This is a genomic window from Parapedobacter sp. (genome assembly GCF_053550995.1).
In genome coordinates this window covers 93,653-119,157 of the sequence record NZ_JBMQOC010000012.1, presented here as the reverse complement: position 1 = coordinate 119,157, position 25,505 = coordinate 93,653, and the positions used below count along the sequence as shown (strand labels likewise).

21 protein-coding genes, 1 other RNA gene and 1 pseudogene are annotated in these 25,505 nt (G+C 50.5%); 8 read left to right on the top strand and 15 right to left on the bottom strand.

The annotated features are described in order from the left end of the window. Together ACO1NT_RS01810 and ACO1NT_RS01805 are read left to right on the top strand one after the other, a co-directional pair. Positions 1-1,293, top strand: a 1,293-nt coding sequence (locus ACO1NT_RS01810; protein WP_449046654.1) for a catalase, incomplete at its 5' end; no start/stop codon positions are given. 332 nt (positions 1,294-1,625) lie between these two features. Beyond that, a pseudogene (locus ACO1NT_RS01805) lies at positions 1,626-2,018 on the top strand (discoidin domain-containing protein); the annotation flags it as partial. Between the two features lie 283 nt (positions 2,019-2,301). Here ACO1NT_RS01805 and ACO1NT_RS01800 read toward each other — a convergent pair. The 15 genes from ACO1NT_RS01800 to ACO1NT_RS01730 form a co-directional block, all read right to left on the bottom strand. After that, complete coding sequence (locus ACO1NT_RS01800) at positions 2,302-3,273, bottom strand: hypothetical protein (protein ID WP_449046653.1); 972 nt, start codon at positions 3,271-3,273, stop codon at positions 2,302-2,304. Positions 3,274-3,481: 208 nt separating this feature from the next. Beyond that, positions 3,482-5,407: a DUF1963 domain-containing protein gene (locus ACO1NT_RS01795; protein WP_449046652.1), complete on the bottom strand. Its 1,926-nt coding sequence runs from the start codon at positions 5,405-5,407 to the stop codon at positions 3,482-3,484. 10 nt (positions 5,408-5,417) lie between these two features. Further along, complete coding sequence (locus ACO1NT_RS01790) at positions 5,418-6,644, bottom strand: zinc-dependent peptidase (RefSeq protein ID WP_449046651.1); 1,227 nt, start codon at positions 6,642-6,644, stop codon at positions 5,418-5,420. Between the two features lie 129 nt (positions 6,645-6,773). Further along, positions 6,774-7,100: a hypothetical protein gene (locus ACO1NT_RS01785; RefSeq protein ID WP_449046649.1), complete on the bottom strand. Its 327-nt coding sequence runs from the start codon at positions 7,098-7,100 to the stop codon at positions 6,774-6,776. A 147-nt stretch (positions 7,101-7,247) separates the two neighbouring features. Continuing rightward, positions 7,248-7,808, bottom strand: a complete 561-nt coding sequence (locus ACO1NT_RS01780; RefSeq protein WP_449046648.1) for a hypothetical protein — start codon at positions 7,806-7,808, stop codon at positions 7,248-7,250. A gap of 31 nt (positions 7,809-7,839) precedes the next feature. Next, positions 7,840-8,559, bottom strand: a complete 720-nt coding sequence (locus ACO1NT_RS01775; protein WP_449046646.1) for a hypothetical protein — start codon at positions 8,557-8,559, stop codon at positions 7,840-7,842. A 343-nt stretch (positions 8,560-8,902) separates the two neighbouring features. Next, entirely contained in the window at positions 8,903-10,003 is a 1,101-nt protein-coding gene (locus ACO1NT_RS01770) for a Fic family protein (RefSeq protein WP_449046645.1), read from the bottom strand. 168 nt (positions 10,004-10,171) lie between these two features. Then, a complete protein-coding gene (locus ACO1NT_RS01765; RefSeq protein ID WP_449046643.1) occupies positions 10,172-10,516 on the bottom strand; it encodes a DUF3024 domain-containing protein in 345 nt (114 codons plus the stop codon). 12 nt (positions 10,517-10,528) lie between these two features. Further along, entirely contained in the window at positions 10,529-10,828 is a 300-nt protein-coding gene (locus ACO1NT_RS01760; RefSeq protein ID WP_449046642.1) for a Fic family protein, read from the bottom strand. After that, entirely contained in the window at positions 10,825-11,040 is a 216-nt protein-coding gene (locus ACO1NT_RS01755; protein WP_449046641.1) for a hypothetical protein, read from the bottom strand. The genes ACO1NT_RS01760 and ACO1NT_RS01755 overlap by 4 nt, the downstream gene beginning before the upstream one ends. 162 nt (positions 11,041-11,202) lie before the next feature. Continuing rightward, positions 11,203-12,564, bottom strand: coding sequence for a tRNA uridine-5-carboxymethylaminomethyl(34) synthesis GTPase MnmE (mnmE, locus tag ACO1NT_RS01750; RefSeq protein WP_449046640.1), 1,362 nt, complete (start codon positions 12,562-12,564; stop codon positions 11,203-11,205). Between the two features lie 21 nt (positions 12,565-12,585). Continuing rightward, positions 12,586-13,854, bottom strand: coding sequence for a glucose-1-phosphate adenylyltransferase (locus tag ACO1NT_RS01745; protein WP_449046657.1), 1,269 nt, complete (start codon positions 13,852-13,854; stop codon positions 12,586-12,588). A gap of 6 nt (positions 13,855-13,860) precedes the next feature. Continuing rightward, positions 13,861-15,309, bottom strand: coding sequence for a glycogen synthase (locus tag ACO1NT_RS01740; protein WP_449046639.1), 1,449 nt, complete (start codon positions 15,307-15,309; stop codon positions 13,861-13,863). 8 nt (positions 15,310-15,317) lie between these two features. Continuing rightward, the gene (gene glgB / locus ACO1NT_RS01735; protein WP_449046638.1) at positions 15,318-17,348 is read right to left on the bottom strand and encodes a 1,4-alpha-glucan branching protein GlgB; all 2,031 of its coding nucleotides are present in this window, start codon (positions 17,346-17,348) and stop codon (positions 15,318-15,320) included. A 17-nt stretch (positions 17,349-17,365) separates the two neighbouring features. Continuing rightward, on the bottom strand, positions 17,366-19,822 hold the full coding sequence (locus ACO1NT_RS01730) for a glycoside hydrolase family 31 protein (protein WP_449046636.1): 2,457 nt from the start codon (positions 19,820-19,822) through the stop codon (positions 17,366-17,368). Positions 19,823-20,488: 666 nt separating this feature from the next. Between ACO1NT_RS01730 and hisG the strand changes: the two genes are divergently transcribed. From hisG to rpsL, 6 genes are all read left to right on the top strand, one after another. Next, positions 20,489-21,340 (top strand): ATP phosphoribosyltransferase, encoded by an 852-nt coding sequence (hisG, locus tag ACO1NT_RS01725; protein WP_449046634.1) that lies wholly within the window; start codon positions 20,489-20,491, stop codon positions 21,338-21,340. Between the two features lie 7 nt (positions 21,341-21,347). Continuing rightward, a complete protein-coding gene (gene hisD, locus ACO1NT_RS01720; RefSeq protein ID WP_449046633.1) occupies positions 21,348-22,634 on the top strand; it encodes a histidinol dehydrogenase in 1,287 nt (428 codons plus the stop codon). Between the two features lie 212 nt (positions 22,635-22,846). Next, a complete protein-coding gene (locus ACO1NT_RS01715; protein WP_449046632.1) occupies positions 22,847-23,749 on the top strand; it encodes a hypothetical protein in 903 nt (300 codons plus the stop codon). A gap of 47 nt (positions 23,750-23,796) precedes the next feature. After that, positions 23,797-24,164: a transfer-messenger RNA gene (ssrA, locus tag ACO1NT_RS01710) on the top strand. 133 nt (positions 24,165-24,297) lie between these two features. Beyond that, entirely contained in the window at positions 24,298-24,996 is a 699-nt protein-coding gene (locus tag ACO1NT_RS01705) for a hypothetical protein (RefSeq protein ID WP_449046631.1), read from the top strand. A 119-nt stretch (positions 24,997-25,115) separates the two neighbouring features. Then, positions 25,116-25,502 (top strand): 30S ribosomal protein S12, encoded by a 387-nt coding sequence (gene rpsL / locus ACO1NT_RS01700; protein WP_257657656.1) that lies wholly within the window; start codon positions 25,116-25,118, stop codon positions 25,500-25,502. Positions 25,503-25,505: the final 3 nt, after the last annotated feature.

Below are 25,505 nucleotides of genomic sequence, written 5' to 3'. Positions count from 1 at the left end.
TACACCAAAGCCGGCATCTTTAGCCAAATCGGGAAAAAGACCGATATGTTCGCCCGGTTCTCTACGGTTGCGGGCGAGCGCGGTGCGGCGGACGCCGAACGCGATATCCGGGGCTTTGCATTGAAATTCTATACCGACGAAGGGATATGGGACTTGGTGGGCAACAACACACCTGTATTTTTCTTCCGCGACCCGATGAAGTTCCCCGACCTGAACCACGCCGTTAAACGAGACCCGAAGACCAACCTTCGGAGCGCCAACAACAACTGGGATTTCTGGACCCTGCTTCCGGAGGCGTTGCACCAGGTTACCATCGTCATGAGCGACCGCGGCATCCCCCGTGGCTACCGCCATATGCACGGCTTTGGCAGCCATACGTATAGCTTTATCAATAAAGATAACGTCCGGCATTGGGTGAAGTTCCATTTCGTCACCCAGCAGGGCATCGAAAACCTTTCCGACGAAGAATCGGCCAGATTGATCGGTGTGGACCGCGAGTCATCGCAACGTGATCTTTTTGATGCCATTGAACGCCGGGATTTCCCGAAATGGAAGATGTTTATCCAAATCATGACCGAGGAGGAAGCAAAGACCTACCGTTTCCATCCATTTGATTTAACCAAAGTATGGTCCAAAAAAGACTTTCCACTCATCCCGGTAGGCGAGTTCGAACTGAACCGCAATCCCGATAACTATTTCCAGGATGTGGAGCAGGCTGCCTTCAACCCCACCAACATCGTACCCGGTATCGGCTTCTCGCCGGATAAAATGTTGCAAGGCCGGTTGTTTTCCTATGGCGATGCCCAGCGTTACCGATTGGGTGTAAACCACTACCAAATACCGGTCAATAAGCCGAAATGCCCCTACCATGCCTTCCACCGTGACGGTGCCATGCGCGTGGATGGGAACTACGGCGACGCCAAAAACTACGAGCCGAACAGCTATGGTGAGTGGCAGGAACAACCCGCCGCCAAAGAACCACCACTGGAACTCGAAGGCACGGCCTACGCGCACAACTACCGCGACGATGATGAAGACTACTATACCCAGCCGGGCGACCTGTTCCGCATCATCAAAGCGGATGGCAAAGCCGATATCCTCTTCCGGAACACCGCCGCACAGGTGGGTGGTGCCGATAAGTTCATCCAAATCCGCCACATCCGCAATTGCTACAAAGCCGACCCCGCTTATGGCGAGGGTGTAGCAGAAGCACTGGGGCTGACCATGGACGAAGTGAACAGTTTCGACATGACGCCATACGACCGCGGCGCACCGCGGCCAACCAACGGATAAAGATAACCGGAAACGTCTCCGGGCGCCCGGGTGCCCGGAGACGTTAATAACCGGATTGCCTCGTCAAGTCAACGCTTCCGTTTAAGCGCACGCCGTTAAGCGCCGAAAATTGGTTTCAAGATTTCGACGAAAAGGTTATATGCCATTGAGTTCTATGGGAGACTGAAATCAGAGCGACCAGAAACAATATTTAAGCCGTTTTAAGTTGCCCATGCCGCCCCCATCGGGATAAGTTTTAGGTGGAATGATTTCAAAAACCTGACAATTTTACGTACCACTGGCTTCTCTCCTAAAAGACTTATGATCGCAGCAACTGGACGGCTACAGCTTCCAGCTATGACAGCCGAAACGGGCGTACCGACCGCATGCCCGGTGCCGCCTTGGATGATGACATCAGCAGCATATGGGTAAACTTAGTCGGAAGCACTGATTTTCCCCATTGGCTGGCAGTTGATATGGGCGAAGTAAAAACAGGTACCGCGGGCTTTTGGTTAGGTTTCGAGAATAGCCGGAACGAAGTACCGAAGCTCGTTGATGCATACGTTAGCAACGACGGCCTGACATGGACACTTGTTGAACAATATAATGTGGCTAATGCAGGGGGTGTTCAGCGGTTTGAATTTCCGGAACCACAAGACTGCCGCTATATCAAGGTAGTTTGTCTGGAGCCGAGCGGCGATCAGGCCAATGTAGTGATTGGTGAAATCGGCGCTTATAAGCGTTAGCGTTTGTCTTGGCGGAGGCCGATGTGCACTGGCTTTAGGGGTGCTTTTTCCCGAGATACGACGGAAGCGGTTGGAGGGGCTGAATAAATTTTGGGTAACTTTACCGTTATATCGGCAAGCACATCTTGCTTCCGCGGGGGTTGTAAACGGATTTGACTAAGTTTGTCGTTCACGCTACACGCCATCATGAAAAGCTATATATGGGGATATTCCTACTTGCAGGCTCACCCTCCATTATTTACGGAACGAACGGGCAGGCGGCGATACCGGAGGCAGGAGCCTATTAAGGTAAATAAGGCTTCACCAAGTTTTGGTATCCGATAACTTCAAACGCCTCGGGACCATCGTTCAGGGTGGCACCCTGCGGCATATAAAGCCAAATATCATCCACATGTACCGTTTCCTGACCGTTCTTCGTATATTTTCTTCGCAGCACCCCCTCGCCCCTATTGTACCCGTCGACCCTACGTAGCGATAGCAGTTTTCCATTCGCCGATATTTCCAACCGGCAGCTATCGATATCCATCAACGTGCGGGGTTGCTTATCGATGAAGTCGATTTTGTTCTGTTTCAGGTTTTCAAATGCATCGTGCTCATAGTAGGCCCCTTCGGCGAGGTGACGCATCCCTTTTTCGATACGCGCCACGTACGCGGACCCTTCGCGGTGCTCATAATGGTGCTTCAACTGGTCATAAAATTCCATCACGGCCGCTTTCAGGTGCACGCTATCTGCCGCTTCAAACGTCTTTCCGTTCCGCCAATCTTCAAGCTCATAAGGCACGTCAGCTTCAAAAGCTGCCTGATGAACAAAGTTCCGCTGCCCGGAGTAATCGCCTTCGGGCAGATCATACTGGTAAACCACCGCCGGGTCCGTTGCATTCCCCTGGCCATCCATGCGCTCGATGGTTAGACTAAACACATGATCATACCCCACATCGCCCAAAAAGGCCAGGTGGCTTGTGCCGTCATCATCCATTGCCGGCAGGATCGTGATGCCCAGTTCCTGCTTACCGGAAGCGGGGATACTGTTGTTGATGAGAAACCACCGTGTGTTTCCCGCGTTCTGGTTTTTGGTGGCTACCGTTATCCCGTTTACCTGAATGGTGTACGACAAGGAGCTCTTTACCCTAAGCCGGTATACCGGCCCACTACCGCCTGTTGCAACATGCTCTTTGGGTTGGCCACAGGCCTGCATGGCCGTTACCATTAGTAGTAATAATAAACTGAAGTTTGCACGCATCTCATTTAACCTCATGGTTCACCGATATGGATTCCTTATTCGACGCACAAATTAAACATTTATTTATTATGCGAAATAACTTCCGGCACATACGGTTGGGATGTCTTTAGTTGCATGCCAAAAACGGTGTCAATAGCAGCAAATAAAAAATGGGATGCTTCATTATGCGCTGTGGGCATCGGTTTGAACATCGAATAACGGATTAATAGGGTGCATGAGCCTGCTAGCTACTTTCAATGCTCGTATGAACCCTACCGAAATCGGCGATGGCCAGGTCTTTCTTATGGATGCAGTATGTTAGCGTGCCCGCATCCCAAAAGCTGAATTTCCCAATGCTTTCCATGTTGAGCAAAACCATCCATTCGCTTGGCTCGCCGCCGAAACGCGCTGCTGCCTGCTCTTCCGGCGATTCGTGCTGGGTGAATACGTAGCTGTTAAGGCTGTGCGTCCTGAAATTACGATAAGGGCCCTTGTGTCCGATTGATTCGTGCTTTTCAAGTAGCTGTTCTACAAACTCCGTTACGTTGTCTTCAAAATGCCCGTATGCGGCGTCATCTTTTTTCAGACTTTCCAAATATCCGGCATACTTCGGGAAACGCTCTTCGCCATGATGGTACAGATTATAGGTGGAAGGCAAGGAAACGGCATTGGCAAATTTTACGGCCACCGCTTTCCGGTAGTTATCGTCAAAATCAGGGTCGGTAAATTCCGTTTCTTCATTGTACTCATGGCGTTTTAGCCCGCTGAACGCATGGGCATATAATACAATGGTTTTGTCTACATGCTCTTCATCGCTTACAAAAAAATACAGCATGCCTGTCCTAGGCAGGTAGTGCTGGAAAGGAGCGGCTTCTTCACAGTTGATCTGTGCATGGAACAGGTACAGGGCACCGTTTTTGCCTGCCGGGTGGGCCCAGTCTTCCGGCAAATCGGGGGCGCCGCCAACTTTGGATGTGCCCAGCGGAATTTCCTGCAAGTCATCGTCGAGCATCAAATACGTGCCTATACGCGCGGTACCCAGCAGAAAATCTTTGTACGCTTTCACTTCCTCATTCTTATCAATTTCATTGGCCAGTTGCTCGCGCTCCTGGGGATAGCGCGTCAGGTCAAACAAGGATTCATCCATCGGATCGGGGTTTTTGCTGTTGTAAGCCGTATCCATATATAGCTTTTTATACTTGCGGTCCACCCTTACCGACGGTATTTCGGCGAGGCTTTTCGGCAGGCTTCGAAAGCGATTTCCTTCGATATCCAAGGCGCTCAGATGGGGTAAACGGCCAATGCTTTCGGGCAGGGAAGTAAGTTGGTTATTCCTAAAACTGATTTCCCTCAAATTGGTAAGTGAAGTGATTTCCTCCGGTATTTCGATGAGATTTGCCGCTTGGATCGTCAACTCCTCTAAATGGGTGAGCCGACTGATTGTTGGTGAAAGCAATTTCAGTGTACTGCGTTTAAACCCACCGTAAATTTGAACGGTATGCAAGCTGGTAAGCTGGAAAAACGCATCCGGAAGTGTTTCGAATTCTAAATTTGCCTGGCCTCCAATCCACAGACGTTCCAGGTTTTTAAAGGAAAGGACTTTTTCCGGGAAGCTGCTAAACGCACCTTTACCAATACGCAGGTCGTACACTTCCAGCGGATTTCTTTTCAATGCTTCTTCCAATGTCAGCGATTCCCTTTCCGGAAGAAGCGGTTTAGGGTCAAAATGCTTGACGATCTCAATGGGCACAGCCCCTTCATTGCCTTCGTATTCCGGGCGCAATTCGCCTTTGATGTACACCTGGCCTTCCTGCACATCGATGGTGCCATAAAACCGGGCTGTAATGGGAAAGCCATACACTTCGAAGCCGGAAAAACGCTTCCCATACGGGCATTCAATTTTTGTATCGTACCTGCCGCCGGGAATAGCGAGGTCGGAGTAAGTCACCAACCGGATCCAGTCTACCTGGGCAGGTTCCTCCAGCATGCCGTTGTGAAAGGCTTCCGTCAATTCCAGCGCAGGCGTTAACAGGTTGATCCGCAGTTTGCCTTTCCGGACCACCACTTCGGACGTGAGGGCTTTCGGATCACTGTAAACAGTGCCTTCAATGGGGTGGCTGCCGAAGCCTACGTCTATTCCGTTGATCTTAAAAAATTCTTGTAGTATCATTCTTTGATTTTTACCGGTTTAAAATATCCTCCAAATCGTTATTGAGCCGCTTAAACATTTCCGGGATCTTCCATACTTTTTTCCAGGAAGTGATGGTTTCGGGCCCGGGCACGTAGCCGTAGGTTTTTTCCAGAAGCCCAAACAGTTCAGGAGCTTTTTCTTTTATCAAATCGCTGCGATGAAAAAACAGTTCTGTGCTCACGGCCAAAAACTCCAATTTGTTTTTCAGCGCATAAGCGTCTAAAAAATCCATTTGGCCGGCAGTGGCCTGATCAAACTGCTTGCGCCATTGGTTATGCCATTCCCGTTCATCGACCTGATGGAGCAGGGCCGGGGCAGGAATGCCGTTGAAGCCGTCATTATCAAAATCAATGGCGTGGGCTGTTTCGTGAAGAATCACATTCCTTCCTTTTTTATCGTACTGGTTGCTCAAGTAATAAGGCCAGCTGATATAAAGGTGCATTCCCTTGTTGTGTGCCGACAGCGAATCGTTCATTAAGGAAAGAACCTTGTGTATGTTTTCTTTATAGGGAAGGATGTTTGTTTCTATCGATGCCTTCCATTCGGGGTTGCCCGTGGTTTGGCCATAACGGACAAGCCGATCAAAAAGATAGGTGAAGCTTTCTTTCATCCCCTGAATTTCCCCGCTTAATTTTTCCCGGTAGAAATCGGATAGCGGTTCTTTGTCAGCCAATTTTTTCACTTGTTTGAACTGGCGCTCCAGACGGTGCAGCTTTTCGTCATCTTCCCTTTCTTTTGGCCAGACCATCAAAAATACCCGGCTTAGGGTATGTTGCACTTCCGCTACGGCGGGCAGGAAAGTTTTTGGCCCGTCTGAAGTGGCAAGACCGGCAGCATCCGCATGACGGGTAAGAAAGACATGTTCGGCTTCAATGATGACGGAACGCAGGGAACGGGGCACCCCCTTACGGCGCAAATAAAGGATTTTAGCCATCTCAAAGCAGACGGCCAGCCGGATATTTCCCTTTACCGGGCGACCTTCGGTATTGATGATGGGTAGCTCCCGCTCTAACTCAAACAAAAATTCCCGGAAGCCTTTTCGGCGACCGGCGTCTATCAACGGAACATCTTTATCAGCATGCAATGCCTCCAGAAGTGCTTGTTTTTCTACATCGGTGGGCGGGTCGTAATGGACCAGCAGGGACTCCGCCGGAGGCTGATACAAAGCCTCAGGGGAAATTTCTTTCAGTTTTTTATAAACAAATTTGTTGATCATAACCCGTGCCACGTTGCTTTTTTAAAACATGCTCAGAAACTCCTTTTTTTGTGGTTGTATCCGTTCTTCTGCAAAATGTTCCGGTGCAACCACCGTTTAAAAACCACGTTTATAGGATTTCATCGTAATTTAATCAGTCGGCGGATCCAGCAATTCCATTAACGCGGCCACCACTTCGTCTTCCAGCGCCTTGATTTTACGCCGTTTGGCCAGCACATAGATGCCCAGCGGCAGACAAAAAAGGAGGAGTATAAACCCCGTATCCAAACCGCTGCTGGTTGTGATCGTCCCTTTTTCGGGTTTTAATCTCAACCCAATGTTTCCGGTAACGGTAAACCCACTCGTACGTACTTGGAGGGCGCCAAAGTTTGTCGTTATTCTGCGGTGGGGCAATTTGGCACGAATACCTTCAACCAAATGCTCTTTTGAAAAGGGCTTAAAACGTAGTGTTTGCATAGTGTATGTTAGTTGCGTTATTTAATCAATTATCCTCAATGTACTCCCTCTTTTTTCTGGTCAAGATTAAATTCGATCAAAGCGATCTTGCCGCTCAGGCAAAAAAGAAGCCATATGACTGATGCCGCCCTCATGGCTACCTTCATTTTAATCATCGTACTTTTTGCTCGTCTCATCCAGTAGGTGTTGCAGGCATTTGCTTGCCTCACTGAATATTTCGGCATCCATTTCCGACTGTGTGGAAGAGCTTGTAAGCTGGGCCCGTCCGCCTGAAAAGTCGAGTTGGACCATTACGCTGTCATCGCCCCAAAGGAAATCGTAAATCACCGCAGTGCCCTTTTCTTCCCCGCTTTGATAGGCAGCCAGCTGCTGGAGGAAGGAAAGCATCGGAAGTATTTCCAAAAAGTTCTCGCTGAATTGCAGGGCAACGAAGGTCCAGGTCTGTTGTGCATCATTGTAATCCTGCCAGGCGCCCATGCGCTCATCTGCCAGGAAACCATCGACTATTGCCCGGTTGTGGGCATGGGGATAATGCAGTTGATGCTGCGGAACTGTTGCGAGATCTATCGGTGAGTACATTTCCCTGCTTTCCCACCAGGACCGTACATTTTCGTCGATAGACAGGGGTGCCGGCTTGTCCTGGAGAAACAGCTCCAACTTTTCTTTTTTGATTTCGATTTTTATGTAAAGCGAAGATTGTTCTGACATTTTTCTGTTTTTTGGATGTTTACAATATTGATCAACGCACCAGTTCCCGCTCTTCATATTCAATATCCCATTGGAATTCCTTATCGTAAAGTGTGGTGACTGTAATGGTGGTGATAAGTCCCTGTTCACTGCGTTGGTTTTCCATGGATACCATCGAACCTTCCTGCGCCCAGCCAAGAAGTTCCTTATTGGACAAGGTAAGGTCATAAACAATAAACTCGCCTCCAAGCAAAAAATATCGGGCCGGACTGAGCGTCAGGTGCCGGTGCACACCGGCTTCCTCCCCATACGAAAACACAATATCTTCAGTGGGTAATTCCAAAAGCTGACCTTGGTCATCTACCTTGCAGATGACTTCGCCACGGATCGAATAAGTGCCGTTGGAAAATGTTACGGGAATTTCGTCCACCACCTCGTCCGTTTGCGGATCATGCTCCAGTATGCGAGTGATTATATTGTCCATGTACTCAAAACGATAGCTTTCTTCGTCGTTGAGACGATAACGAGTCAGTTGTCCCCATTCGTTGTATGCATACCGGACCGTGTCGGTGTCGATCGCCTGCCTGATTATTCTGTTGTTACCATCGTACCGAAAGTCTATCATCATATACTCATCGTTCGCCTCCCGTACGGTGATCTTCTTCACAAAATATCCGATTTGGGGTTCGGGAAGGTTGTCATCCTTCTTATTGCAAGAAAAAGACAGGATACTTATCAGCATCAAGAATATAGCTTTCGTTAAAAAATTCATGGTTTCCATATACGTTATTAATCTTTCTTTTATTGACCGAGATAGCTTATTTGATACTAAATACTTTTACGATAAGCCCCGATAGGGAGAGGTGGAATGCAAAGATTAGTATAAAAATTTGCGCATGCACAGATTTAGTCATGACAAAAGGTCTACAACTATGGGTATTGTATATACAAAACATATACGAGTTTGCCTCAGTAGGCTTAATGCTTCGCATTCATACAGAAAGGCAAACGATAAGGGCAAGCGGTAGGGAGTCGATTTACTTCCCGATACAATATGTAGTTTATATTGATTTATAATGACTTATGATAAATAGGTACAAATAGGAGCCGAAATACTATAGTGTGAGCAAATAGTTGGTGCTCCGACCCCCGGCTTCGTCCTTGACCAGTATCCCCTTTACGACCAAATCTTGTATATCACGTGTTGCCGTATCCTGCGAACACTTGGCAATCTTTGCCCATTTAGAAGATGTTAGCTTGCCCTCGAAACCGTCCAGTAGTTTATTCAACATCAATCGTTGGCGGTCATTGAACGTTTGTGCTACCGGCATCATCCAAAGTTTAGCTTTGCGCATTACCGAAGCCAGCACCACATCCGAAGCATCGATTGCACGCCCAAGGCATTCGAGAAACCATGTTAACCATTCCGTGATATCCAAATCGCCCGATTGGGTTTTCTCCAGTACCGAATAATAGTGCTTGCGCTCCTGCCGGATTTGGGCCGACATGCTATAAAAACGTTGGGGGCTTCCGTCTGCCCTTGCCAATTGCATATCCGCTATCGCCCTTGATATCCGTCCGTTGCCGTCCTCGAAAGGGTGTATGGTTACAAACCAAAGATGGGCAACCGCGGCTTTTAACATCGGATCGATGGCTGTATCGCTATTGAACCACGTCAAAAAACGCTCCATCTCTACCGGCAACTTCTCGCTATCGGGTGCCTGGAAATGCACTTTCTCCCTGCCCATTGCCCCTGACACCACTTGCATGGGATCATCCTTTGTGTTCTTCCGCCAATCACCGACCACAATACGATACATATTGCTACGACCCGTGGGAAACAAGGCGGCATGCCAGCCAAACAACCGTTCTTCATCCAGCGATTGATCATACCGTTGCGTTGCATCGAGCATCATCTCCACCACACCATCCACATGCCGATCCGAAGGTACCAAGCCAACAATATCCAGCCCAAGGCGACGGGCAATGGAAGACCGTACCTGGTCTATGTCCAACATCTCCCCTTCGATTTCACTTGACTTGACCACATCCTGGGTCAAGGTCTGCAACACCGCTTCCGCTTTCAAGTCGAACCCCAAGTGCTCCATATAGCCCAAGAGTTTCCCTTGTTTAAAGCGTACCGCTGCCAAGAGCGGGCCTATTTCATCCGCATTCCATGTAAAATCAGGCCAATGATGTAATTGATGGATGTACATTCTCCGCAAATTATACGGCAAATATAAGCAATAATCTCCGCATCCCAAAGTTATGCTCCGCAATATATGCGGACATAAAGACACTTATTCTCCGCATCGGATAGCGCACGCAGTGCGTTCGCAATCGGGATTACGCTTCCAACTGAGGTTCCTGTTCGCCTTTTTCCACTATCCAAAAAAACAACCGTACGCGTCATTTTTAATTTCGGTCAACAATTTATGCACGTCAGCATTCTCCGGTAGCGGCTCATAGGCTTCCCACTTGCCTGATCCACGCATCCAATACAATTTCCATATTTTGGAAGATTTAACAAAACGGAGCTTTGCAAAGGGTAGTTCTAAGATTTTCGTCGGATCATTCCATTGTGGCCTAATTTCAAACAACAAAGCTGTTTGTCCATCCCAAGAATAACCAACATCCAATTGCTTACGTGTTTCTTCGTCGGCTGGCCGTAAGGTTTCAACAAAGCTCCTTAATTGAACTTCGATCATTGAAATAGGTGGTTTCTCCATGTTCGCAACGTTTTAATCCTTATTAATCTCTTCTGCCATCCGCTTTCCCAACGCCGTCAATACATAACGTTGTTTGCTGCTTTTGGGCTTATCGGGTATGGTCATTTCCAGCAATCCCCTATCAACTGCGGGTTGAAGATAATTGTATAGAAAAGTAGGACGATGCTTGATTCCGACCAGTGCCATCAATTCTGCACTTGTACGTCCGGTTTGGTCTGCCACCGTCAATAAATTCAACACTTGTTCGGTGACTTGTTCGGTGACTTGTTCGGTGACTTGTTCGGTAAGCACCTCCGAAGCTGGAAAAATCATGCGAATAAAATTCCCCATAAACCGGAAGCTTCCTTGTTCTCTTTTCTTTCGCCAGCAGTCCTTGGGTTTTGATGCAGGTATAATTTCAGGAACTCGAAGTCCCGCAAGTGTATGCGCTTGCCGGATGGGTCGGTGATTGACCCTTTGTAGTATTCGATGTACAAGCTGATGGTTCCGTCTTGTAGTTTCTTTTCTTTGAGTGTAATCTTCATATCATGCTTTCGAGTTGTACAACTCATGTACAACTCCGAAAACCGAAGTTGTACATGAGTTGTACAAATATAGCAACAAAGCCTATAAAAGTCAAAAACAACACATCATAAATAGTTGATTATCAAATAAAAGAAGATAACAGAAAATAAAGAAAAACAAATTTATTTCCCGATGCAGAATTTCGAAAAAATATTATCCAGCAAATCATCCGTGGATACGCTGCCGGTAATCTCACCGAGATGGTGCAGTGCCTGCCTGATATCCATCGCCAGGAAATCGGACGTAACAGGGTTGTCGATCCCTCCAAGTACTTTCTCGAGGGATTCGGCAGTTTTCTGCAATGCTTCCACATGCCGGATATTAGTGACCAGCACGTCGTCGCCATCCAGGTGATGCAGGTTGACTTTCCGCAATAACTCGTCTTTCAGCTCTTCTACCCCCACATTGTTCTTGGCGGAAATAAACAGGGGTTTGATATCGGCCAAAGCTTCCTTGTGCGTCTGCGTGAGGAGGTCGGTTTTATTGACCACCACGACGTACGGAACACCCAGTGCGCCCACCTCCGCTATTTGGCTGTTGATTTCTTCCTTATCGTCCTGTTGCGGATCGGCCAAGTAGATAATAAGCCGGGCCTGCCGCATCTTTTCACGTGTGCGTTCCACCCCTTTTGCCTCGATGATGTCCATGGTATCGCGGATACCGGCGGTATCGATAAAACGGAATGACACCCCATGGATGTTGATTTCATCTTCGATGGTATCGCGCGTTGTCCCGGCGATATCGGACACGATAGCGCGCTCCTCGTTAAGAAGGGTATTGAGCAAGGTCGATTTACCTACATTGGGCTTACCCGCAATCACTACGGGCACCCCATTTTTCAACACGTTACCCTGCTCGAAAGAGGAGATAAGGCGATGGACCACCGTATTGATTTCAAGTATCAGATTTTTGAGTTGCTCCCGGTCAGCGAACTCGACATCTTCTTCGGAAAAATCCAACTCCAGCTCAATGAGTGAGGCAAAATGGATCAGTTGTTCGCGGAGCTGCTTGAGCATCGTGGAAAACCCGCCGCGCATCTGCTGCATGGCCACCTGGTGCGATGCCGCCGAATTGGAGGCGATGAGGTCGGCAACGGCCTCGGCCTGGGAAAGGTCCATCTTGCCGTTTAAGAAAGCCCGTAGTGTAAACTCGCCCGGCTGGGCGGGGCGTGCCCCGGCTTTGACCAGCAGCTGGATAACCCGCTCGATGATGAACCGCGAATTGTGCGTGGAGAGTTCCACACTGTTTTCGCCGGTGTAGGAGTTCGGGCCGATGAACAGCGACACCAGCACCTCGTCCAATACCTCATCACCATCGCGGATGGTTCCGAAATGTAGGGTATGTGAGGGTTGCTGCGCTAGGTCCTTACCCTTGAAAAGCCGGTTGACAAGGGTTATTGCTGCCGGGCCCGACACCCGGATGACGGCAATGGCCCCGTTTCCGGTAGCCGTTGCCAATGCCACAATCGTATCTTCATGAGCCATGCGCGCAAAGATACGGAATAGCTACCCAATCACTGTACCACTCGGTATGATCGCCCGCTTTTTGGTGACCACGATGCCATCGCGTACAACGTGGGTCTCGAAGTCGCCATCGTCCAAGTGGGCTCCACCCACGATACGGACATTATTCCCGACACAGCAGTTCTTATCGATGATGGCATTCTCGATGTAGCAATTCTCTCCGATGCCCGCCAGCGGGATCCCTTGTTCGTGTGCTTGGTCGATTTCATCCAGTGTCTGGTAAAAATCGCAGCCCATCATATAGGTAGCTTTGATTACGGTGCCTGCCCCGATGCGCGACCGTACGCCGATAACCGAGCGTTCGATTTCCTCGGCCGCGATGATACAACCGTCAGCCACTACCACCTTATCCAACCGGGTACCCGATACTTTGGACGGCGGCAGCATACGGGGGCGGGTAAAGATGGTATCCTTATCGAAGAGATTAAACGACGGAATGTCATCCGTGAGGCCGATATTCGCTTCGAAAAACGAGCCGATCGTACCAATATCGGTCCAATACCCCGGATATTGATAGCTGTGTACCCGGCGGCGGCCGATGGATTCGGGCAGAAGCTCCTTGCCAAAATCTACACCGTCGCTCTCTGCCAATAACTGGCGGAGTACTTCTTTATTGAATACGTAAATGCCCATCGAGGCCAGGTACTCCCTCCCCGCAGCTTTCATCTCGCCGCTTACTTCGGATACCCAATCGGGCAGAAGCGAACTGTTTGGTTTCTCGATAAATGAGGTGATGTTCCCCTCATCGTCAGATTTGAGGATACCGAATGAGGTGGCGTCCTTGGCATTCACGGGAATAGTCGCCACGGAAATCTCCGCGCCCGCCTTGATGTGCGACTGGATCATCTCCTGGAAATCAAGCTGATACAGCTGATCACCCGACAGGATGAGCACATGCTCATAATCGTGGTGTTTCAGGTAGCGCATCAGGTGCCGCACCGCATCGGCCGTGCCTTGGTACCAACGCTCTCCGTCATTGGTTTGTTCGGCCGCCAGAATATCGACGAAGCCTTTGCTGAACAGGCTGAAATTGTACGTGTTTTTGATATGGGTATTGAGCGAAGCCGAATTAAACTGGGTAAGCACATAGATACGATGGTAGCCCGAATTGAGGCAATTGGAAATGGGGATATCCACCAAGCGGTATTTGCCGGCGATCGGCACTGCTGGTTTCGAGCGTTTTTCGGTCAACGGATAGAGGCGCGTTCCCTTGCCGCCCCCCAATACTACGGATATTACACTGTGCTTGATCATAATCTATTGGGTTATATTTTTATAAAGATTCATATAGGAAACGGCCGATTTGTCCCACGAGAAATCGAGCGCCATCAATTGCTTCCGCAGCTGCTGCATCCGCTGCCGGTCGGCATACAGTTCCAGCGCCCGGCCGATGGCTCGGGCGGCATCGGCGGCATTGGCATCCGCGAAGGCAATGCCATACCCTTCGGGCTCTCCGATGTCGCGCACCGTATCCTTCAGTCCGCCGGTGCTCCGCACAATGGGTACCGTGCCGTAGCGCATCGCATACAGTTGATTCAGCCCGCAGGGCTCCACGCGCGAAGGCATGATCAGGCAATCTGCCGCCGCATAGATACGATGCGACAACTCTTCCTGGTAGCCGATGTACGCCCCCATCTTGCCGGGATATTGTTCGGCAAGGTACGCAATCGCTGCCTGCACCTGCGGATCACCCGACCCCAGCACCATGATGGATAGCTCGGCATCTTCGCGGCCCAACAGGCGCTCGATGATATCCGGCAGGAGGTCGGCGCCTTTCTCACCGGCGAAGCGGCCAATATAGGCCACGAGTGGCCTCTTCGGGTCAAGGCCATAGGCATCGCACAGGAAGGCTTTGTTTTTACTTTTACCCGCCTGCACCCGGCTCAGCGTATAATGGTGCGGCAGCATCTCATCGCGCGCCGGGTCCCAAACGGCCGTATCGATACCATTGACAATACCGACGCCTTTGTCGCGCTCCATGGCAAAAAGGTGCTCCAAGCCGTTAGCCTGCGTCATGAGTTCGCCGAGATAACCTTCGGACACGGTGGTAAACGCGGTGCAGCATTTGATCAATGCCGCCAACGGGTTGATGGTTTTGTCCCAATCCAGCAACCCCCATTTCCACGTGTCGAAAGGCGGCAGCAAGATGGCCTTGTTCCAATCCATCCAACCCTGGTATTGCCCATTGTGCACGGTGCCTACGGTAGGAACGTTCTTCAGCGCAGCAAACTGCTCGCAATAATACATCAAGAAAGGGATGAGACCGGTATGGTGGTCATGGCAATGCACCACATCCGGCAGCATACCGGCATCGGTGATCCAGTGCAGGAACCCATGTTGGAAGGCCATAAACTGCTCGCTTTCATCCGCATACCCATAGGGCTCATCGCGGTCGAGCAGACCGGGTATTTTAATCAGGTAGAGCTCGAAACCCAACACGTCCTTTTGCTCTTTGAGCACCGTCATCTCCAATGATCGCGACCCTTGGCGGAAGGTACCGGTATACACCACATCAAATGCATGCTGGTGCACAAACGGCTTGTTGTACCACGGCAATACCACCGAGGTGCGCAGGCCCGCCTGCCGCAGGTATTTGGGCAGGGCCCCCACCACATCTCCGAGTCCGCCTACTTTGGCTACCGGATAGCATTCGGCACTCAAATGGATAATGTGCTTACCCGTCCGATGTGTTGTTCGTTTCCCCATCGTGTCCGCTATTTTTTTGTTTCTTTGGCCAGCTTTTTCTTTGGCTTCGCTGTGGGCTTATCGGCCTTTTCGGCTTTGATAAGCGGCGTTTTTTTACTCTGTCGCACCTGCTTGCGGGCAGGAGGCTGTTCGGTGTTTCGCTTTAGTACTAACCCAGCCAACGGTGGCAGGGTAAATAGCGCCGACCAGTCTTTATTCATCCATCGGATGGGCTCGGCCTTCACCGCGGCTTGTTCGGTGCCGCTACCCTGGTAGCGGCTGTCATCCGAGTTCAGCAACACCGCCCACTCGCCCTCGGCAGGAAGGCCGCAGCGGTATGCATACCGTACCACCGGTGTCAGGTTCAGGATGATGAGCAGGTCGTCTTCGGGCTTTACCCCTTTCCGGGCATAGGCGATCACGGAGTTGGACGAATCGCCGGATTCAATCCATTCAAAACCCTCGGGGCTGAAACTATGCTCGTACAGCGCCGGCTCACCCCGGTACAGGTAATTGAGTGACTTGACCAATTCGAAGACGCCCTGGTGGGGGCCGTATTGCATCAGGTGCCAATCGAGCGACTGGTTGCAGTTCCACTCGGTGGTCTGCCCAAATTCGCATCCCATGAAGAGCAATTTAGTGCCCGGGTGGGTATACATGTAAAGGTATAGCGCACGGAGGTTGGCAAACCGTTGCCATTCATCGCCCGGCATCTTCTGGATCATTGCACCTTTGCCATGCACCACTTCGTCATGCGAGAGGGGTAGCATGAAGTTTTCATGGAAGGCATACAACATGCTGAAGGTAACCTGGCCATGGTGATGTTGACGGTATAGCGGGTCGCGGCCGAAGTATTCCAACGTATCATGCATCCAGCCCATCATCCATTTCATGCCGAAGCCGAGACCACCACTGTACACCGGCCGGCTTACACCCGGCCAGGAGGTGGATTCCTCGGCAACGGTCTGAACATCGGGGAAATACCGATATACCGCCTCATTCAGTTCTTTCAGGAAACCGATGGCTTGCAGGTTTTCCCGGCCACCGTATTCGTTGGGTATCCATTCCCCTTCGTTGCGGGAATAATCGAGGTAAAGCATGGAAGCTACCGCATCCACACGCAATCCATCCACATGGTACCGATCCAACCAGAATACGGCGTTGCTGATGAGGAACGAACGTACCTCATTGCGACCGTAATTGAAGATATAGGAACCCCAATCGGGATGGAAGCCTTGGCGTGGATCCTGGTGCTCATACAGGTGCGTTCCGTCAAAACGGTACAGGCCATGCGCATCACCCGGAAAATGGGAGGGCACCCAGTCCAACAGCACGCCGATACCATTGCGGTGCAGCGCTTCAATGAGATACATGAGATCCTGCGGCGCGCCGTAACGTGACGCCGCGGCGAAGTAACCGGTAATCTGGTAGCCCCACGAAGGGTAGTAGGGGTGTTCCATGACGGGCATCAGCTCTACATGGGTAAAACCCGCTTCCTTGATATACGGCACCAGCTTCTCGGCGACATCGCGGTAGCCAAGCAACCGCGCAGCATCATCCGGGCTACGTATCCACGACCCCAGGTGCAACTCATAAACAGCGATGGGCTTATTGAGCCCATTGCGTTCATGCCGGGATTGCATCCATTCCTCATCGCTCCATTCATACCATGTGGTCGATACGATCGATGCGGTCTTTGGCGGCACTTCGCAGGTCAAGGCAAAGGGGTCGCTTTTTTCCAAGGTTTCGCCCTGGTACGACCGGATGTGGTATTTGTACAGTTCGCCCACGCCCACACCGGGAATAAACCCTTCCCAAATACCCGATCCATCCCAACGTACCAGCAACGTATGCGCATAGGGGTTCCAGCCGTTGAAATTACCGACGACCGATACCGATTCGGCATTGGGCGCCCATACCGCAAAATAAGTTCCCCGGTTTCCGTTCCGCAGCAGGGCATGCGCACCGAACTTCTCATAGAGTTTATGATGTTTGCCGGCTTGGAAAAGGCTAACATCGAAATCCGTAAATAACGAATATACTTCTACCGAATGCTGCATAACGTTGGGTTAAATGGTTAAGCAATGACTATACTCCTGAATTCCTTGGGCACGTTGACGGCAAAATGGCCGCCATCAACCTTTTTAAACGCTGCAACCTTATCGTCTACCATCACTTGCTTCACCTCAAACGGTAACGCAACGAGATGCAGATCATACGTTTCGTATTTCTCAGAATACAGTCCGTCGATATGCTGCGCGATGGTCAAGCCTTTGGAGCTACCTTTTACCACGAACTTCTTCTCCAAATAGATATGCTGCTCGTAGGCAAACGTATCGCCGTGGTCTTCATAAAGGTACGAATTTGTTTTCTTATCTGTATGGTATACCCGTAACTTCAGCGATTCGATACGTTTTTCATGCACATATTGCATGACGGGGTACTCGGGCAGGACGGTGCCGGCCTTGACGAAGATCGGCATTTTGTCGATCGGTGTATCCACTTCGTGTTCCTTGCCGCCTTCAAAGCGGGTGCCATCCCAATAGTCGTACCATGTGCCTTGCGGCAGGTACACCTTTTTACGCTGTTGGCCAGGATTCAATACGGGCGATACCAGTAGCTTGTCGCCGAAGCAAAATTCTTCTTCACGCTGGATGTTGCTGTCCAAGTGCTGTTCAACCATCGTTACCGGGCGGAGGATGGGAAATCCATATTTCGTGTGCTCCCAAAACACGGAGTAGATATACCCCAGCAGTTTGTACCGCAGTTCGATAAATTTCCTGTTGAGTGCCTCGCTCTCGGGGCCGAAACTCCACGGTTCCCGCTCGGCGGTATCGCCCGCGGAGTGGGCCCGCATAAAAGGAGAGAACACGCCGAATTGTATCCACCGGGTGAAGAGCTCGGCATCCGGTTCGCCACTGAACCCGCCGATATCCGTGCCACAGAAGGGAAGTCCGGATACCGACAGCCGCTGCAACTGCAGCACACCCAGGCGCAGGTGCTCCCAGGTGGCTATGTTATCGCCCGTCCACACCGAAGCGTAACGCTGTGTGCCCGCATAGGCAGCCCGGGTAATGGTGAATGGCCGCTTTTTTTGGAAAAGCTTCTTGAGGCCATCGTAGGTAGCACGCACCATCTGCATGCCGTATACATTATGTGCTTTGCGGTGCGAGCCCCGGTAGCCATCGAAATTGTGGCGTACATCATTGGGGAAGGTGCCCCGGCCGAACACTGCCGGCTCGTTCATATCGTTCCATACCCCCGCTACCCCGGCTTCGACCAAACCCTTGAAAAGGCCACCCCACCATTCGCGCACCTCTTTATTGGTAAAATCGGGAAACTGGCAGCGCCCCGGCCACACGTAACCTTCCATGAAATAATCGTCGCCCCGCCGGCAAAAGTAGCGGTTCTTCTTCCCTTCTTTGAACACCCAGTAATTATCATCTACCTTGATACCTGGGTCGATGATGACCACCGTTCGGAAACCCTCATCAGCGAGCTCCTTGATCATCTTGGTCGGATCGGGAAAATAGTGTTTGTTCCACGTAAAGCACCGATAGCCATCCATGTAGTCGATATCGAGGTAAATCGCATCACAGGGGATTTTACGGTCACGGAAGTTCTTCGCCAGATCGCGTACCTTGCTTTCGGGATAATAGCTCCAACGGCATTGATGAAAGCCGAGCGCCCATAGCGGGGGCAGGTAGTGTGTGCCGGTGATGCTGTGGTAACGTTTCACGACATCCATCATATGGGGGCCGTGGATATAGTAGTATTGCAGTTCACCCCCTTCTGACCAGAAACTCGTTCGGTCTTGCGCTTCGGCCGCGAAGTCGAAATAGGTTTTGAACGTGTTATCGAAAAAGATACCATAGGCATTACCGTCATGCAAGCCGATATAAAAAGGGATGCTGCGGTATAGTGGATCTTGGTTGAACTGGAACGAGTAGGTATCCGAGTTCCAATTGGTGAAACGGCCGCCCCGCAAGTTGAGGTGGGTGGGTTTGTCGCCCAGCCCGTAAAACGCTTCGTTGGCCATGGCCTCCTTGGTGCTGTACACGTAGTAGCCGCCGAAATCAGGGTTTTCCTCCCAGTGCATGGGCGAGTGGTCCTTGTTATACACCTTCCCTTCCCGGTCTTCGAAAGAAATGAGGAAGTCTGCCTTGTTGATCACGCAGGTCACGGTGTTCGTCTTGACACGGTACACGTGCTGGTCCTCGTCGAAGTTGTACACGGCGACGTGCTGGTCGGTTTTCGGAACAGCGTACGAAAAGTCTTCCAAAAACTGGCCACTGGGGGCAAGCCGGACACGGATGATTTCGTCGCTTACCACCTTGACTTCCACGGTGGCGCTGCCATCGCTGAAATAGTAATTGTTATGCTCTTGATGGAACCCCGCTACGGGGCCCAGGTAGTTCTTCACAATCTCCGGCAAATCCAATACCGGGTTATTCACGTGGTGCATGCCCTCTTCCAACAGTTGGGCCGCACTGTTTGCATCTGTTTCTTGTTGTTTAGTCGAATCCTTCGCCATAAATAATCACCTCTTATTTTTAGCCAAAGTACATTTTTTGGGAAATTAAAACAATTTATCGATTTATAAAATGAGGAAGGCGAATCAACAGGCTAGTTATCAACCATTTGCTTATTCATGCACGTCCAAATGCGCCAGGGCCGGCCCCACTTCCGAGCGGACGCCACTGCATATGGCCAAATGGAGCTACCGCAGACTTATCGATGCTTCAACGTCATCGTCATACCTATGGCGAGCCGAAGCACCTTGGGCACTTGGGTGCATTCCAAGTGCCATGCCTCCGCGGCATAGAGCGGGAAGAACAAAACCCTATCGCGGCCAGCGACGGAAAGCCTCGGGGGCAAAGGCAAAAAAATCCACAACGACAAGAAGGCAGAAAACAATATAAAATTTGCACACCCCACATTTACATCATATATTTGCCCACCAACTTCATGGATTATCAATAGAAGACATGCAGATTGCTTTCATCCATCCGTTCATACACCACCATCGCCACTGCGGCGATATGTAATTTGTATGTTTCTACGTGAAGCAATTTGAAACCCGATGTTTTTATCTCCTAGTATTAATCATTAAAACGCTTTGAAACCTGCATGAAACTATCTGCGAATGTAGTCAATGGCATGTGGGTCTCCGTAAGCGTTTAAAAAACGAAATGATCATATGAACAATCTCAAAATAGCCATACAGAAATCAGGCAGACTCAACGAAAAATCGGTGCAACTGCTGAAAAACTGTGGTCTGGCTTTCGAAAATTACAAGAGCTCATTAATCACTACCGTGGCCAATTTCCCGTTGGAAATCCTCTTCCTCCGCGATGATGATATCCCTGAATATGTGCAGGACGGGATTGCCGACCTCGGCATCGTGGGCGAAAATATAATCGTTGAAACGGAAGCCAACGTGCGTTACCTCCAAAGGCTTGGATTTGGTAAGTGTGGGCTCAAGATTGCTGTCCCCACACACAGCGAGTTCAAGGAATTGGCCGACTTGAATGGGAAAGCCATCGCAACTTCCTACCCGACCATCCTCAAAAAATTCTTGGATGAAAACAACCTATCCACTGATATCCGTACCATTTCCGGATCGGTAGAAATTTCGCCGGCGTTGGAGCTGAGCGATGCCATATTCGATATCGTATCCACCGGAGGCACGCTGCGAAGCAATGGGCTCAAGCCGTTTGCTGATGTGATGACATCTGAGGCTATCCTTATCAGCAAAAATGGCATCGATGGCAACCCTGTGGTCCGTGAACTGATCCAGCGTATCCAATCGGTACTGCGGGCGGCAGAAACGAAATACGTGGTACTCAACGTAGAGCGCAGCAACCTCGATGAGATTATTGCCCTGCTACCGGGCGTGAAAAGCCCGACCATCGTACCGTTGGCCGAAGAAAATTGGGTAGCCGTCCACACCGTTATCTCCGAGCAGGATTTCTGGGACAAAATCAACAAGCTGAAAGCTGCCGGTGCCCAAGGCATCGTGGTGATGCCCGTAGAAAAAGTCATCATGTAACTACGCCATGCTGAAAACGTATCGATACCCATCGCTTGAGGAGCAGGACATCCAGCGCCTGCTCGACCGTAATACCGACCCATCGAACGAGATACAACAGTCGGTCTCCGCCATTATCCACGACGTGCGTACGAACGGCGATCATGCGCTCAGGAACTATGCAGCTAAGTTTGACGCCGTACAACTGGACCGCCTCTACCTCGAAGCCGATGAGATCGCTACATTGGCGGCCTCCATCGGGCGCGAACAGCAGCGCGCCCTGGAAATCGCCTTTGCAAACATCCATCGCTTTCACGAAACACAGCAACGTAAGGAGCGGGCCGTAGAGACCATGCCCGGTGTGAAATGCTGGCGTGAGCCTCGGCCCATCGAGAACGTAGGATTGTACATCCCCGGCGGTTCGGCTGTGCTGCCCAGCACACTGCTCATGCTCGGCATACCCGCCCGTATCGCCGGCTGCAAGGAGATCGTGGTTTGCTCGCCCCCTCAAGCCGACGGCCGCATCAATGGCTATGTAGCATACTGCCTGCAATTGCTCCAGATCGACCGGGTTTACCTCGTAGGGGGAGCCCAGGCCATAGCTGCCATGGCCTATGGCACAGCCAGCGTACCGAAGGTAGATAAGATATTCGGGCCGGGGAACCAATATGTAACGAAAGCAAAAAGCCTCGTACAGGGCCTCACCCCGGTAAGCATCGACATGCCGGCTGGGCCGTCTGAAGTGCTGGTCATCGCAGACCACACCGCCGACCCCTCCTACGTTGCCGCAGACCTGCTTGCCCAGGCCGAACACGGGGTCGACAGCCAAGCTGTATTGGTATGTACAGACCAGCAATTGATCGACAACGTACAGCGTGCCCTTACCGAGCAGCTCGGTAACTTGCCGCGTGCCGCGATTGCGGCGAAAGCCATCGCCAACTCGTACGCAATTTTTTGCGATACGTTGGATGAGGCCATTGCGTTCAGCAACCGGTATGCACCCGAGCACCTGATTGTCGAAACCGACGACTGGCAGCCCCTCCTACGGAAAGTGCTAAATGCCGGTTCTGTATTCGTGGGGCACAACACGCCCGAGAGCGCAGGCGATTACGCTTCAGGCACCAATCACACATTACCCACCAGCGGTTTCGCCCGTTCTTATTCCGGTGTATCGGTCGACTCTTTCATCAAAAAAATCACCTTCCAGCACATTACAGCGGAAGGGTTGAAACGACTGGGTCCCACGGTGGAGGTTTTGGCTGAATTGGAGGGATTACAAGCCCATAAAAATGCTGTTTCCATCCGGCTGAGCTGAGCATCCTGTCGGCAAACATCCACAACGCTGCATTTCTACCCTGCCGGCGAGCAGGCTACTGGACAGTTCTTAAACTACTGTAGCACAGCAACAAACACATCCGCATACAACTATACGGAATAAACTCCCCGTGGGTTGTAGCCATAATCCTACAATGGGTCGAAAGGGAAAAAATCACTTTTGCGACGTTTTTTAAAAAAAGATTGAACGTTATGAAATTGAAAACCCTGATTATTGCATTGGTATCCATTCCCATGTTAAATTATGCAGTGGGCGCTAAACACGAGGAATTTATTCGTCCAGCAAAAGAGACCGTTGAAGTGGCGAAAGCCACAGGCAAACTTATTCTCGTCATCAGCCAGTCCCATGCGGGTACGGCAACGGATATCCTTGAGAACAAGCACACTTCACGATTCCTGGATGAATACTTCGTCATCGAACAGCAGTTGAATCCAGACACCCAAAACCTATACTTGATTTACAATGCACAGGAAGAACGGGTACACCGGGTGGCTGATGAACCCTACCCATACGAATTGGCGGTAAAAATAAAACGTGCCCTTAACCCCGAGACACAATATTATACGCTACTTGCCCGGTTCGACCACGGCGATCGTTCGGTTGCCTTATTGGAAAAACTGATTACCGGCACCTCCGATGCCGGCGATATGGGAAATGCGCCCCGCGTGATGCAAGCTTACCTGGATACGCAAGGGTCGCCGATGACACCGTCGACCATTCGGTTACTGGCGAAGCATACCCACACCAGCAAAGACCCAGGCTTTGCCATCTTGATGGCTGGCATGGATGCCGCAGACGATGTATTGGGCATGGGCAAAACGGCAGAAATACTGGCTTCCATCATTTTCGACGAAGCGTTCGTTCCATACCTCAACAAGAAAAACGTCGATTTAGAAACCCTCATTGAAAGCGTCAAATCTACCTATTCCCATAAGGAACTTGCCTATCTCATCGATGGGATGCCCATCCAATTCATGGAAATGCGTGAAGATTGGGAGGGCCTTAAATCGGCATTACCGATTTACCTGAATGCCCACGGCCACCAATTGAGTGAAGCGATGCGTAATTACTATAGCCGGTTGATTGAAAGCTGATTGTTTTTCCGATAAATTCCGTATCTTTGCCTTTGGTTTCATAACAAGGGTCCGACCGGAATTGACAGGATGGAGACGGTTATGTAAGCATGCAGCGCGTTGTGAGTATGGCGCTTTAATCTCAACTTTCAACTTTATAAATGGCGAAAATAACTACGCCTTAGCTGCCTAATTTAGAATTAGCACAGCTTTTGTCCCGCTTATGCTTGGTTCCGTAGCGTAGCATCAGGGGCATCGAAATACGGAGCTGGTTAGCCTGATGTTGCGGCAGGCCGACGAGATAAAGCAACTACGGAAAACGGTATAGGCAAGCATCCGGCCTTCCCTTTCCCGACAATGAAACGGAAGCTAAGCATGTAGAAAGCGTACGCTGTACCATGGCTGGACGAGAGTTCGAATCTCTCCGGATCCACACAAAGAAATGCAACCTCTCGCCTAAACGCGGGAGGTTTTTGTTTTTTTTGCAGGTATGTTTTACCAAACAATCGTCCGGTTTATCGGTTGGTCTTTACGGAACAGTGGATAGCATATATAATAGATAGATATTTATGAGAAAGTTACGCTTGAGTGGGATCGGTATCGTGTTACTTGTTTTTTCATCATGCCTGAAGAATGAAGGCACCCAGCAAATGATTACGGTATATTCGGACTTCTCCGCGGGCAAGGACGGCTGGCAAGCGGGCTTCTCAGAATATAGTGGCGAGAACGCAGAAATTTATGAGCTGGAAGAGGGACTAGCGCCGTTACCGGCACCACTGGATGGAGGGGTATCGGCATACCGTGTTTCCGGAATGAACCGCAGCGATGATCTTTTCATGTACCTCACCAAACGGGTGCAGGGACTTAAACCCGGCGTTCGATACCATGGGCGGTTTACCGTACGATTGGCATCCAACGCACCTACCGGCGGAGTGGGTGCCGGCGGCGCTCCCGGCGAATCGGTTGGCATCGGTGTCGGCCTGACTGCCGACAAGCCGGTCTCCACGCCCGATGAACAGCACTTTTACCGCATGAACATCGGTAAAATACAACAATGCTGCACAGATGGCACCGACATGGTTGTTATAGGCGATGTGGCAAACGGCACAACGGACGACATATACACCCCGATTGAACGGACCGGTGGGTTTTCTGCCGAAACCGACCATCAGGGGGTACTTTGGCTGGTGGTGGGTACCGACTCAGGCTTTGAGGGTAGAACCACGCTGTATTACACCAGTATCGAGGTGGTGCTCGAAGAAATATGAGTACGGCAGCATTCCGCGCGCACTTTTTTACCGAACCCCTTGATAATCAAAAATAATCTATCTACCTTTGCCGTCCTTAAAATAAGTTTAGGATAAAAGCAAAAATTAAAAAAAGGTAAATGCCTACTATTCAACAATTAGTTAGAAAAGGTAGAGTAGCTCTGGAAGACAAGAGTAAGTCCCCAGCGTTGGACAGCTGTCCACAGCGAAGAGGCGTGTGCACACGCGTGTATACCACTACCCCTAAAAAACCAAACTCAGCAATGCGTAAAGTGGCGCGTGTACGTCTTACCAATGGTAAAGAGGTGAACGCTTACATCCCTGGCGAAGGCCACAACCTGCAGGAACACTCTATCGTGTTAATCCGCGGCGGACGGGTAAAGGATTTACCGGGTGTGCGTTACCACATTATCCGTGGTGCGTTGGATACCTCGGGCGTTGCAGGACGTAACCAACGGCGCTCGAAATACGGCACAAAACGTCCTAAACCAGGACAGGCTAAATAATTA

What these genes read in the sequence shown, in the direction of transcription:
- ACO1NT_RS01800 (WP_449046653.1), bottom strand. Translation starts at nt 3,273, where the DNA reads ATGAGGTTAAATGAGATGCGTGCAAACTTCAGTTTATTATTACTACTA.
- ACO1NT_RS01795 (WP_449046652.1), bottom strand. Translation starts at nt 5,407, where the DNA reads ATGATACTACAAGAATTTTTTAAGATCAACGGAATAGACGTAGGCTTC.
- ACO1NT_RS01790 (WP_449046651.1), bottom strand. Translation starts at nt 6,644, where the DNA reads ATGATCAACAAATTTGTTTATAAAAAACTGAAAGAAATTTCCCCTGAG.
- ACO1NT_RS01785 (WP_449046649.1), bottom strand. Translation starts at nt 7,100, where the DNA reads ATGCAAACACTACGTTTTAAGCCCTTTTCAAAAGAGCATTTGGTTGAA.
- ACO1NT_RS01780 (WP_449046648.1), bottom strand. Translation starts at nt 7,808, where the DNA reads ATGTCAGAACAATCTTCGCTTTACATAAAAATCGAAATCAAAAAAGAA.
- ACO1NT_RS01775 (WP_449046646.1), bottom strand. Translation starts at nt 8,559, where the DNA reads ATGAATTTTTTAACGAAAGCTATATTCTTGATGCTGATAAGTATCCTG.
- ACO1NT_RS01770 (WP_449046645.1), bottom strand. Translation starts at nt 10,003, where the DNA reads ATGTACATCCATCAATTACATCATTGGCCTGATTTTACATGGAATGCG.
- ACO1NT_RS01765 (WP_449046643.1), bottom strand. Translation starts at nt 10,516, where the DNA reads ATGGAGAAACCACCTATTTCAATGATCGAAGTTCAATTAAGGAGCTTT.
- ACO1NT_RS01760 (WP_449046642.1), bottom strand. Translation starts at nt 10,828, where the DNA reads ATGATTTTTCCAGCTTCGGAGGTGCTTACCGAACAAGTCACCGAACAA.
- ACO1NT_RS01755 (WP_449046641.1), bottom strand. Translation starts at nt 11,040, where the DNA reads ATGAAGATTACACTCAAAGAAAAGAAACTACAAGACGGAACCATCAGC.
- mnmE (WP_449046640.1), bottom strand. Translation starts at nt 12,564, where the DNA reads ATGGCTCATGAAGATACGATTGTGGCATTGGCAACGGCTACCGGAAAC.
- ACO1NT_RS01740 (WP_449046639.1), bottom strand. Translation starts at nt 15,309, where the DNA reads ATGGGGAAACGAACAACACATCGGACGGGTAAGCACATTATCCATTTG.
- glgB (WP_449046638.1), bottom strand. Translation starts at nt 17,348, where the DNA reads ATGCAGCATTCGGTAGAAGTATATTCGTTATTTACGGATTTCGATGTT.
- ACO1NT_RS01730 (WP_449046636.1), bottom strand. Translation starts at nt 19,822, where the DNA reads ATGGCGAAGGATTCGACTAAACAACAAGAAACAGATGCAAACAGTGCG.
- hisG (WP_449046634.1), top strand. Translation starts at nt 20,489, where the DNA reads ATGAACAATCTCAAAATAGCCATACAGAAATCAGGCAGACTCAACGAA.
- hisD (WP_449046633.1), top strand. Translation starts at nt 21,348, where the DNA reads ATGCTGAAAACGTATCGATACCCATCGCTTGAGGAGCAGGACATCCAG.
- ACO1NT_RS01715 (WP_449046632.1), top strand. Translation starts at nt 22,847, where the DNA reads ATGAAATTGAAAACCCTGATTATTGCATTGGTATCCATTCCCATGTTA.
- ACO1NT_RS01705 (WP_449046631.1), top strand. Translation starts at nt 24,298, where the DNA reads ATGAGAAAGTTACGCTTGAGTGGGATCGGTATCGTGTTACTTGTTTTT.
- rpsL (WP_257657656.1), top strand. Translation starts at nt 25,116, where the DNA reads ATGCCTACTATTCAACAATTAGTTAGAAAAGGTAGAGTAGCTCTGGAA.